The following is an 11,295-nucleotide window of genomic DNA, read 5'->3' on the forward strand; positions in this document are numbered from 1 at the left end:
ACACACGAAGGCTGGAGTCGGGTACGAAAGAGGCTGGGGCCGCGGAGATTCACTCTCCGCGGCCTCAGCCTTTGTGCACTGTCCTCAGTGGTCTTGGGCTTCGGCCGGGGCGATCAGCGCCGGGCCTGCGGCACCGCCGTGTGCGAGCGCGTCGAGGAACGAGCGCGCCCAGCGGTCGACGTCGTGCGTCAGGACCTGACGACGTAGCGCACGCATGTGGCGCCGGCCGTCCTCGCGCGGTTGATTGAGGGCCTTCTCCATCGAATCCTTGACGTCGTCGAGGTCGTGAGGATTGCACAGGAATGCCTGGCGGAGTTCTGCTGCGGCACCGGTGAATTCGCTGAGCAGCAATGCACCACCCAGATCACTGCGGCAGGCGACGTATTCCTTCGCGACGAGGTTCATGCCGTCACGCAGCGGCGTGACGAGCATGAGATCGGCGGCGACGAAGAACGCGACCAGTTCGTCGCGTGGGATCGGCCGATGGATGTAATGGACGACGGGGCGGCCGACTTCGCTGAACTCGCCGTTGATCCGGGAGACCTTCTGCTCGATGTCTCCGCGCATCTGTACGTAGCTTTCGACGCGTTCGCGGCTCGGGGTCGCCAGCTGCACCATGACGGTGTCGGCGGGATCGATGCGCTTCTCCATGAGAAGTTCGTGGAGCGCAGCGAGCCTGACGTCGATGCCTTTGGTGTAGTCGAGGCGGTCGACGCCCAGCATGATGTGCTTGGGGTTTCCGAGTTCTTTGCGAATCTGCTTGGCGCGGTCTCGAATTGCCTTGGTGCGCGAGAGCTCGTCGAGCTTGCCGGAGTCGATGGAGATAGGGAAGGCGCCGACGCGGACGCTACGGAAACCTACTTGCACCACACCGAGTTTGGAGCGGACGCCGACGGTTCCACGTGAAGTCTGTTGCCCGGCAAGGCGTCTGGCCAGGTACAGGAAGTTCTGTGCGCCACCCGGAAGGTGGAAGCCGATGAGGTCGGCGCCGAGGAGGCCTTCGACGATCTCGGTGCGCCACGGCATCTGCATGAACAGCTCGACCGGGGGAAACGGAATGTGCAGGAAGAAGCCGATGGTCAGGTCGGGGCGCAGCATCCGCAGCATCTTCGGTACCAACTGCAGCTGGTAGTCCTGGATCCAGACTGTCGCGCCCTGTGCCGCTGCCTTGGAGGTGGCTTCGGCGAATCGCCGGTTCACCTCGACGTAGGCGTTCCACCATTCGCGGTGGTACTCGGGTTTGACGATGACGTCGTGATAGAGCGGCCAGAGGGTGGCGTTGGAGAATCCCTCGTAGTACTCGTTGATCTCCTCGGCGCTCAGCGGCACGGGGTAGAGCTCGAGCCCGTCTTCGACGATGGGGTCGAGCTCGGCGTCCGCCACCCCCGCCCAGCCCACCCACGCGCCTTGATTGCTGCGCAGGATCGGCTCGAGAGCGGTGACCAGTCCGCCGGGGCTTCGCTTCCAGCGGGTGGTGCCGTCGGGAAGCCGTTCCAAGTCGACGGGCAGGCGGTTCGCTACGACAACGAACTCAGCCTGCCCGGACACGGCTTCACCGGTCGAAGAAGCAGGTGCGCTGTCAGAAAGGGTTGAACTGGTCGAATCCGGACTGACAGGCACGTGGTTCCTTCTCGGTCGGTGAGGGAAAGATTCAGTCGAGCTTGGCGGCGGGGGAGATACCGAGCATCGAGAGCAGCATCCTGCACTCGTCGGCATCTTCCGCGTAGGCAGCGACGACGCGCTGTGCCTGACGAGCAGTTTCGTCCGCTACGGGCTCGAGGTCCTCGTCCGCGATCTCGGTTTCGACGGTCGTGTTCTCAGCCATCATGTTCCTCTCGTGCTTGCCTGCACGGCGCAAGCAATGGTTCTTACTCGCGACTCTATGAGAACTGGGCGTGTCGACGCTAGTTGCTCATGTATTAGGGTCGACTTACTTATCTCTGTACTCAACTTTATCGCTTCCATCGATGCTTGGAGTTCCATGAGTTCGACCCCCTCGAGTGTGACCGTCGACTCGGACGAGCCGGATAGTGGCAATCACAGCGGTGCTGCGATTTTGCGACGTGTCCTCGTCCGTAACCGTGGCCCGCTCGCCATCGGCACGGTTCTGGTCTGTCTGCACCAACTGACCGAGACGGCGGTGCCGATCTCCATCGGTGTGATCATCGACCGTGCGGTGGAGACTTCGGACACCACGGCCCTGATCGTCTCCATCGTCGGTCTCGCGGCTCTCTTTCTCGTTCTGACGGCCGCCTGGCGCTTCGGCGCACGCTTCATCGTCACCGCGATGCAGCAGGAGGCTCATCGCCTCCGGCTCGAGGTGGCGCACCGCGTCCTCGATCCGCGTGGGGTGCGCACCGATCTGCGTTCGGGTGAATTGCTGACAGTCTCGACATCCGATGCCGAGCAGACTTCGTGGATCGCGGACATCGTCCCGCGCGCCGCTGCGGCCCTGACAGCTGCGGTGGCGTCGGCGGTGGCGTTGGTGTGGATCGACCTCTGGCTGGGGCTGGCCGTTCTGATCGGAACGCCGGTCATTCTCGGTCTGCTGCAATTGGCGGCGCCTCTCATCACGTCGAGGGCCACCGGCCAGCAGGCGTCGATCGCTCGGGCGTCGGCGATGGCTACGGATCTGGTCAGCGGATTGCGTCCGCTGCGCGGTATCGGCGGCGAGAAGACCGCGTCGGCGCGCTACCGCACGGTCAGCCGTCAAGCGCTCGCATCGACGATCGGCACGGCCAAGGCGACCGGTATCTACACCGGCGTTGCCGCGACCATCAGTGCGTTGCTCGCGGTCGGTGTTGCGGGCTTCGCGGGATACTTCGCGTTGCAGGGCCGGATCACGGTCGGTGAACTGATCACCGTGGTGGGGCTTGCGCAGTTCATCATCGAACCGCTCGGCTTGCTTGCGTCCATTCCCGGATACTTCGCGGTGGCGCGAGCGTCGTCGGATCGACTGGCACTGGTCTTGGACGCGGAGCCACTGCGTGGCGCGGGTTCGCAGACCGAACTCGAAGGCACCGACCTGACTCTCGACAGAGTCGAGTACAAATCGCTCAAGGGCATCGACCTGCATCTGCCTGCCGGAGAACTGCTGGGCGTCGTGGCTTACCAGCCGCAGGACGCCGACGCTCTTGTCGCGGTCCTGTCCGGTCAGCTGGCGCAGGACGCGTATCGCGGAGTGGTGAGGGTTGGCGGAATCAGCCTGTCCGACATGGACTTGCGATTGGCACGTCGGACGGTGTTGGTGGAGCCGCACATCACCGATCTGTTCTCCGGGTCGCTTGCGTCGAACGTCACCGCGGGCGCCGGTGATGCCGCTGCTCTCGACATCCAGAGTGCTCTGGTGGCGTCGGCAGCGGCGGATGTCGTCGACGCACATCCGGACGGTCTCGACCTCGAAGTGACCGATCGGGGCGCCAGTTTGTCGGGAGGCCAGCGGCAACGCGTCGCCCTCGCGCGCGCCTTGGTGGCACAGGCACCCGTGATGGTCCTGCACGATCCGACGACGGCGGTGGACGCGGTTACCGAGGCATCGATCGCCGAAGGAATCGCACAACTGCGGCACGAGGGTGCCGGTGGCATCCACACGACGGTATTGATCACCAGCAGCCCCGCCTTGCTGGCCGTGACGGATCGGGTGATCGTGTTGAACGACGGAGTGATCGCCTCGACGGGCACACATTCCGAACTCTCTCGCGGCGACGCGAACTACCGAGGAGCGGTGCTGCGGTGACGGCCACGGACACGACAACCGAAATGCCGGCCGGGGAGAACGCAGAGAAGGTGACAGAGCGCGAGTTGTTGCCGATCGCGAGTGGTCGCCAGACCTGGAAGTGGTTGCGGGCGGCGCTGACCGAACACCGGATGCAGAGCCTGCTGGTCCTGATCGTCGCGGCTTCGGCGTCGGCGATGGCCTTGGTGCCGATTTACGTCTTCGGCGTCCTGGTCGACCGGGTCCGGGACAACGCGCCCACGTCGACGATCGTCGGGGTGGTCGTGATCATCGCCGCTGCCGCAATCGTGGGCGGTGTGTTCACCGGTGTGGCTGCCTATCTGATCAAGCGGCTCGGTGAGACGATCCTGGCGGATCTGCGAGAGCGGACCGTGGACCGGGCACTGCGCCTGCCGATCCAGACCGTCGAGAAGGTCGGCAAGGGCGATCTGCTCTCACGAGTTGGTGACGACGTGTCGGTGATCGCCAAGGCCGTGTCCGACGTGGTTCCCGGCATGATCGCGGCGGTTCTGCTCGTGGCTCTGAGCATGGTGACCATGCTCGGACTCGACTGGCGACTCGGTCTGGCCGGAATGGTCGCGCTGCCGATGTACGCGCTGGCGCTTAAGTGGTACCTGCCACGCTCGGCTCCTGTTTACGCAGCCGAGCGGGTAGCGATGGGCGCTCGTTCACAAGCGCTGATCAGCAGTCTCCAGGGTGCGAAGACGGTCCGCGCGTACAGCCTCGAGAAGGAACACCTCGGGCAGATCGATGCGGCGTCGGCAAAAGCGCGCGATCTGGCAGTCGGAGTGTTCGGCCTGTTCACGAGGTTCGCCGGTCGAGGTAACCGCGCCGAATTCGTGGGCCTGTCCATGATTCTCGTCGTCGGATTCCTGCTGGTCCGTGAGGACGTCGTGACAGTCGGCCAGACGACGACTGCTGCCCTGCTGTTCCACCGCCTGTTCAACCCGATCGGCTCACTGCTCTACACCTTCGACGAAGTGCAGTCGGCCGGCGCCAGCCTCGCGCGACTGGTCGGCGTCGTCGAGATCGAGGAAACGGAGCCTTCGACGGATGCAGGTTCCGTTCCGGCCGACGGTTCGCTGCGTCTGGATGACATTCGGCACAGCTACGACGGTGGTCATGAGGTTCTCCACGGAGTGAGCCTCACACTGCGAGCGGGGGAACGCGTGGCGCTCGTCGGTTCGACCGGAGCCGGAAAGACGACGCTCGCGGCGATCGCTGCCGGTTCGATCACTCCGACGTCGGGCCGGGTGTCGATCGGCGGTGTCCCGCTTGCCGACCTCGACGACCTACGACGCCACATCGCGATCGTGAGTCAGGAGGTCCATGTCTTTGCCGGACCTCTGATCGAGGATCTGAGATTGGCGGCTCCCGAATCCTCGGACGAGGACGTTGCCGCGGCACTGCGGACGGTCGGCGCGTACGAGTGGGTGGAGGCTCTCGACGAGGGAATGCTGACCGTCGTCGGCGAAGGCGGGCACGAGATGACAGCGGCGCAGGCGCAGCAGTTGGCTTTGGCGAGACTGGTGTTGGCCGATCCCGCCGTCGCCGTACTGGACGAGGCAACAGCGGAGGCGGGCAGCGCCGGAGCGCGGGAACTGGAAGCGACTGCCGACGCCGCTACGGAGGGCCGCACCACTCTGGTTGTCGCACACCGGCTTACGCAGGCTGCGGGCGCCGACCGAGTGATCGTGCTCGAACACGGACAGATCGTAGAAGAAGGCCCGCACCGCGAACTGGTGTCCGCGGGCGGGCGTTACGCACAACTGTGGGCGGCCTGGGAAGGTCGCGACTGAGGGGTTTGTACTGGATTTTGTACTGAGGGGGTCTGATCCGGCGATCAGGTGAGGTACCCGCCGCCGTGGGGGAAGAACTCGGCGGCGGTGTACTCGCTGCCGTCGTCGAGTCGGACGCGCTCGATCCGCAGTCCCTTGTTCTTGCCCGACCACGCGTCGGGGCCCGCGACGATCACCATGCCGTCGTCTTCCTGGATGAACACTCGGCCGGGGGTTCCGCCGTAGTGCCCGCGTGAGACGGACGCCTTCAGGATGCGGATGCGCTGGCCCTTGAACTCGGCGAAAGCGTTGGGGTACGGATCGGACTGTGCCCGGACGAAACGCTCGATGACCTCGGCGGGCCAGGACCAGTCGACGTGGCTGTCCTGCGGTGCGCGCTTGTGGAAGAACGTGGCCTGCGATCGGTCCTGCGGCGTCCAGTCGGTACGGCCGGACGCGATCAGATCCAGGGCGTCGAGTGTGATGGGGCCGATCATGTCGATCGTGCGGTGGAACAGATCGGTGACGGTGTCGGTCGGGCCGACCGTCGTCGATCGCTGCAGCACGATGTCGCCCGCATCGAGTTCCTCGTCCATCAGGTGCGCCGTGAGCCCGACTTCTTCTTCGCCGTTGATCAGAGCCCAGATGAGCGGGGAGAAGCCCGTGTACTTGGGCAGCAGCGAATCGTGGATGTTGAGGGTGCCGTACTTCGGTGCGTCGAAGACCTCCGCAGGCAACCAGGTACGCCAGTTGTTGGCGACGATGATGTCGGGAGCTGCTTCGGCCAGCGCGGCTTTGAATGCGTCGTCAGGCTTGTTCGCCACGTGAACGGGTACACCGTTCTCGGCCGCCAGATCTGCAACCGAGTCCGCCCACATCTGTTCGTAGACGTGTTCGCTCTTCGGGTGTGTGATTGCCAGCACGACCTCGTGATCGGAGTCGATCAAGGCCTGCAGGGTACGGTGGCCCCAGGTTTGGTATCCGAGCGTAGCGACTCTCAACGGGGGTCCTCCTGGACGAGCATGGGCTGGGGTTGCGGTCACACGACCGCCCATCAGCTTAGGCTATCCAACCAAAATTGTTGATCACACGTACGAGGAGGAAGGCTGACATGACGGTCGCCACAATCAACGGAATCCCCATCAATTACCAGGTCAAGGGTGATGGAGATCTGGTGGTGCTCATCATGGGGACCGGCAGCCCCGGCCGCGTCTGGGATCTGCACCAGACCCCGGCGCTGGTGGCCGCCGGCTACCGAGTCTGCACCTTCGACAACCGCGGAATCGCACCGTCCGGCGAGAGCCTCGGCGGCATCACGATGCCCGACATGGTCGCAGACACCGCCGGACTGATCGAGCACCTCGGTGGCGGTCCGGCCCATGTCATCGGCACCTCGATGGGCGCCCGGGTGGCGCAGGAACTGACGCTCGACAGGCCCGATCTGGTTCGCAAAGCAGTGTTCCTCGCCGGCCACGCCCGGATGGATCATTTCCAGCAGGTCCTGACCGAGGGCGAGCGCCAGTTGTTCGACAGTGGCGTCGCTCTGCCGGCCAAGTACCGTGCCGCAGTGACCGCGGTGATGAACCTTTCGCCGGCCACGCTGGCAGACGATCACTCGGCGCGCGACTGGATGGATATCTTCGAGTTCACCGGCGGCGCAACGTCACCGGGTGTTCGCGCACAGCTCGGTATGGACCGCGCCTTCGATCGACGGGGTGCGTACAAGTCGATCATGCGCCCGTGCCTGTCCGTCGCTTTCGCCGACGACCGCATGATCCCGCCCTACCTCTCCCGCGAGGTGGCGGACTGCATCGCGACGGCGTCGTACGAAGAGATTCCCGACGCCGGGCACTACGGCTACCTCGAGCGTCCGGAGGCCGTGAACAAGGTGCTGATCGACTTCCTGGCGAAGTAGTTTTCCGCACGCGAGAAAGGGCCTGACCTGCTAACTGCAGGTCAGGCCCTTCTCATGTTTCAGGCCAGTGCCAGGAACAGCTTCTCGAGTTCGGCCTCGGTCATCGGTTCCTGACCTTCCGCGCTGTCACCGCTCAGGCATTCACGCAGCCCGGAAGCGACGATCTTGAACCCTGCTCGGTCCAGCGCCTTGGACACGGCGGCGAGTTGCGTGACGACGTCCTTGCAGTCGCGGCCGTTCTCGATCATCGAGATGACCCCGGCAAGTTGGCCGTGGGCACGACGCAGTCTGTTCAATACGAGCGCAATGCTCTCTTCGTCGCCGGTCATGGTGGCCCCTTCTCGAGTGTTCGTGCTGCGGTCAAGGGTACCCCTGGGGGCATGTCACTGCTTGATTCAGTGTTTGATCCGACTGCGGTGTCAGATCAGCGAGTCGACGGCCGCGCGCAACTTGACGGCTGCGTCGGCTGCCACGGACTCGAGGCCGGGTTCGCCGGAAACCTGAACCATGAGAGCAGGGTTCATCGCTTCGACGAAGAACGAATTCTCGGTAGTCGTATCTTCGCGGACGACGACGTTGCACGGCAGCAGGAGGCCGATCTGACGATCCACCGAAACTGCCCGATGGGCCAACGGCGGGTTACAGGCACCCAGGATCAGGTACTTTTCCATGTCCTCGTCCAGCTTCGCCTTGAGTGTTGCCTGCATGTCGATCTCGGTCAGGATGCCGAAGCCCTGCTCGGCGAGAGCGCCACGCGTGCGGGTGACGACGTCGTCGAAGGTTCCGGTGACCTTGGTTGCGATCGCTATCGGTTCTGTGGGTGTTGTCATTGCGCACTCCTTGTCGTGGGCTGTCACTGTCGCCGGCTTTGATTTCTCTTGTCCCCATCATACCCCTGGGGGTATCAGTAGGACAGTGATGTCGGGTACACGATCAGCCATGCGAGAAGCTGATGTTCGGCAGGACGCGACGCAGCCATGCCGGCGCCCACCAGGCTGCCCGGCCGGTGAGGCGTAGGAGAACGGGCAGCAGCACCAAGCGGACGAGCACTGCGTCCAGGAGGACAGCTACGCCGAGAATGATGCCCATTTCCTTGGGTGGCAAGGGATCTGCGAGCGCAAAAGTGAAGAAGACCGCAACCATCACCGCTGCTGCCGCCGCAATGACCCGACCTGAATGCGCGAGGCCGTCCATGTGTGCGATCGCGGGGTCGCCTGTGCGTTCGTAGTGCTCCTTGGCACTCGAAAGCAGGAACACGGTGTAGTCCATCGCGATCGCAAAGATCATGGCGAAGAAGAAGACCGGACCCCACCCGTTGAGGAAACCCTGGGGGGTGAAGCCGAGTAGGCCTGCTCCGTGACCGTCCTGGAAGATCAGCTTCGCGATTCCGAATGCGGCCCCAGTGGACAGCAGGCTGACCAGCGTGCCGATCAAGGCGATCAAAGGCGCCTGGAGGGCGATCAGCAGCAACAGGAATCCGAGCGTCAGAATCACGACCACGACGATGGGAAGGTAGTCGTCGAGTGCCTGCTGAAGGTCGAGATTTTCGGCCGGAGCGCCGCCGACGAGCGCCGATTCCGGCAGTTGCGACCGAAGGTCGGCAAGGATGGTTTCCATCGCAGGATCTGACGGGTCGACGGTGGGAACTGCTTGCAGCATAACAAGATCGGACCCGTCGGCAGCTTGTTGCGCTGGGGTGACCATGGCCACGCCGTCAACGCTCATGGCAATACGTGAGGTGTCGGCTGCATCGTCGGCGGACGTGACGATCTGCAACATCCCCGGGGCGCCGTCCCCGAATTGCTGCTGCACCAGTTCATAGCCCTGGCGAACCGGGGCGTCCTCGGGAACCACGGCGATGGAGGGCATTGCCACCTTCAGTCCGAAGACCGGAACAACGAGTGCGATCAGGATGAGTAAGGCGCCGAAGCCGAATGGCCACGGGTGCTTGTGCAGCAATGATGCCCAACCTGCGAACATTGGGGAGCGGTGCTGCTGGCGCTTTGCATACGGTAGAGAACCGCCGTTGACCTTCGCGCCGATCCTGCCGAGCACGGCAGGCAACAGGGTGAGTGTTGCGGCGAGAACGAAGATCACAGCGAGCATGATTCCGACAGCCATCGTGCGTACGGCCGGGGCTGGAACGATGAGAACCGCAGACAAACTGACCAGAACTGTGAGGCCGGAAAGGACCACAGCCTTGCCGGCGGTGTCCATGGTTTGAGCCACGGCGGCCCTTGGATCCGGATCGGCTCGCAATGCATCCCGGAACCTGGCGACGAGGAAGAGTGCGTAGTCGATGCCCAGCGCGAGAGCGAACATCATCGCGAAGTTCATGGCCCACACGGAAATCGGCGTGATCTCGTTGAGGATTACAAGCCCGCCCGCCGAAGCGACCAGGCCCGCAAGCGTCAGCAGTAGTGGTAGACCCGCGGCAACCAGGGAGCCGAAGGCCAACACCATGATCGCGAGAGTGACGGGCCACGACATCATTTCGGCTTTGATCATGGCTTCGTGATTGGCCTTGTTGAAATCGCTCCACAACGCCGACGCACCCGTCGGGTACACCTCGATCGTGTCGGTGGACAAGCCCGTGAGCTTCTTGCCGAGTTCGTCTACCGCGCTGACCATCTCGTCGGTACTCGCGTTGGCGCCCGCGACCATGATGCCGGTATGTCCGTCCGGGCTGATGGTCATACCGGGCTGCGGGGCGATCACTTCGCCGAAGCGAGGGTCCGCGGAAAAGATTTCCGTTGCCGCGGCCAGGGTTTGCTGCATCGACGGATCCGTGATGGGTAGAGAATCCGAGTGAACGACCACTTGTACTGCGGCGGAGGAATTTCCACCGAAATGCTGCTCGGCCAACTCGCGAACTTGCACGGATTCGGATCCGTTTGTCTGCCAACCCGCGCCGGCCAGGGAGGTGAAGACGCTGGGTGCTGCGGCGCCGAGTGCGATCAACGCGATCAACCAGACGCCGACGACGAGGCGGGTGTGAGTCGCCATCGATCGACCGAGACGCGCAAGTATGCCGTCGGCTCGGGTGGGTGGGTCCGCGGTGACTGTTCTGGTCGCTGACATCTTCACTCCTGATACGGGTGGGGGTATTCCTGTCCGTCACCTGTATACCCCCAGGGGTATCGATCTGTCACATTCGAGGGTTCTCTATGCTGCTGGGGGCACCGTCCGATCTGAAACGGTGAAACGGATATGGGAGAGCAATCATGGACGCACGCGACTGGGACGAGCGATACCGAGCGGTGACGGAGCCATGGGGAGTCGACCCGGCGGGAACCGTCGCAACAAGAATTTCCGATCTGAGACCGGGCACCGCGATCGATCTGGCCTGCGGCGACGGCCGTCACGCGCGGTGGATGGCTGGGCAAGGTTGGTCGGTGACTGCGGTCGACTACTCGTCGGTGGCGATCGATCTGGCACGGGCGAGTGACGGGGACAAGGCTGTCGACTGGCAGGTCGGCGACGCGACCGAGTGGCAGCCGGAAGGGCTGGTCGACCTGGTGTTGGTCAGCTTTCTTCACCTCGAGGTCGACCATCTGGCCGCAACCTTGAAGCGCGTCGGGGAGTGGCTGACGCCCGGCGGACGGGTCCTCTATTTGGGGCATTCCATCGAGAACTTCCATCGTGGTGTGGGCGGTCCACCCGAACCGACCATTCTGCCCGGTATTTCCGATCTCGCTCGCGCTGCGGAGGGATCGAGGGTCTATGCCCTCGAACATGTCGTTCGGCCGCAAGACGGTAAGACAGCAATTGACGTTTTGCTCGAATTCGGTCCGTGGGAACAGGTCTGACCAGGGCGGTAGCGCACCTTCACGTTCCTGGGTAGCCTACCCTAAACTTGCGAGGGT

At 63.8% G+C, this 11,295-nt stretch carries 10 protein-coding genes; 4 read left to right on the top strand and 6 right to left on the bottom strand.

The window, feature by feature from the left end; genetic code table 11:
- Positions 1-84: 84 nt before the first annotated feature.
- Positions 85-1,548 carry an alpha,alpha-trehalose-phosphate synthase (UDP-forming) gene (locus ACVZUB_RS04680; RefSeq protein ID WP_085989962.1) on the bottom strand — a complete coding sequence of 488 codons (1,464 nt, stop codon included), beginning with the start codon at positions 1,546-1,548 and terminating at the stop codon, positions 85-87.
- 103 nt (positions 1,549-1,651) lie between these two features.
- Positions 1,652-1,825: a hypothetical protein gene (locus tag ACVZUB_RS04685; RefSeq protein ID WP_164490548.1), complete on the bottom strand. Its 174-nt coding sequence runs from the start codon at positions 1,823-1,825 to the stop codon at positions 1,652-1,654.
- A 156-nt stretch (positions 1,826-1,981) separates the two neighbouring features.
- On the opposite strand from ACVZUB_RS04685, the gene ACVZUB_RS04690 reads away from it, so the two are divergent.
- Positions 1,982-3,736, top strand: coding sequence for an ABC transporter ATP-binding protein (locus ACVZUB_RS04690; protein WP_082239007.1), 1,755 nt, complete (start codon positions 1,982-1,984; stop codon positions 3,734-3,736).
- Positions 3,737-3,759: 23 nt separating this feature from the next.
- Positions 3,760-5,535, top strand: coding sequence for an ABC transporter ATP-binding protein (locus ACVZUB_RS04695; RefSeq protein WP_042920544.1), 1,776 nt, complete (start codon positions 3,760-3,762; stop codon positions 5,533-5,535).
- 44 nt (positions 5,536-5,579) lie between these two features.
- Here ACVZUB_RS04695 and ACVZUB_RS04700 read toward each other — a convergent pair whose 3' ends face one another.
- Complete coding sequence (locus ACVZUB_RS04700; RefSeq protein ID WP_007734348.1) at positions 5,580-6,515, bottom strand: methionyl-tRNA formyltransferase; 936 nt, start codon at positions 6,513-6,515, stop codon at positions 5,580-5,582.
- 110 nt (positions 6,516-6,625) lie between these two features.
- Here ACVZUB_RS04700 and ACVZUB_RS04705 point away from each other — a divergent pair, with 110 nt between their 5' ends.
- Positions 6,626-7,429 carry an alpha/beta fold hydrolase gene (locus ACVZUB_RS04705; RefSeq protein WP_482628172.1) on the top strand — a complete coding sequence of 268 codons (804 nt, stop codon included), beginning with the start codon at positions 6,626-6,628 and terminating at the stop codon, positions 7,427-7,429.
- Positions 7,430-7,488: 59 nt separating this feature from the next.
- Here the strand turns inward: ACVZUB_RS04705 and ACVZUB_RS04710 are convergent, their stop codons facing one another.
- From ACVZUB_RS04710 to ACVZUB_RS04720, 3 genes are all read right to left on the bottom strand, one after another.
- Positions 7,489-7,758, bottom strand: a complete 270-nt coding sequence (locus ACVZUB_RS04710) for a metal-sensitive transcriptional regulator (protein ID WP_007734349.1) — start codon at positions 7,756-7,758, stop codon at positions 7,489-7,491.
- Positions 7,759-7,848: 90 nt separating this feature from the next.
- Complete coding sequence (locus tag ACVZUB_RS04715) at positions 7,849-8,259, bottom strand: DUF302 domain-containing protein (protein WP_003945447.1); 411 nt, start codon at positions 8,257-8,259, stop codon at positions 7,849-7,851.
- Positions 8,260-8,362: 103 nt separating this feature from the next.
- Positions 8,363-10,510: an MMPL family transporter gene (locus ACVZUB_RS04720; RefSeq protein ID WP_218695522.1), complete on the bottom strand. Its 2,148-nt coding sequence runs from the start codon at positions 10,508-10,510 to the stop codon at positions 8,363-8,365.
- A 143-nt stretch (positions 10,511-10,653) separates the two neighbouring features.
- On the opposite strand from ACVZUB_RS04720, the gene ACVZUB_RS04725 reads away from it, so the two are divergent.
- The gene (locus ACVZUB_RS04725; RefSeq protein ID WP_003945672.1) at positions 10,654-11,238 is read left to right on the top strand and encodes a class I SAM-dependent methyltransferase; all 585 of its coding nucleotides are present in this window, start codon (positions 10,654-10,656) and stop codon (positions 11,236-11,238) included.
- Positions 11,239-11,295: the final 57 nt, after the last annotated feature.

This window comes from Rhodococcus sp. OS5 (assembly GCF_056837585.1).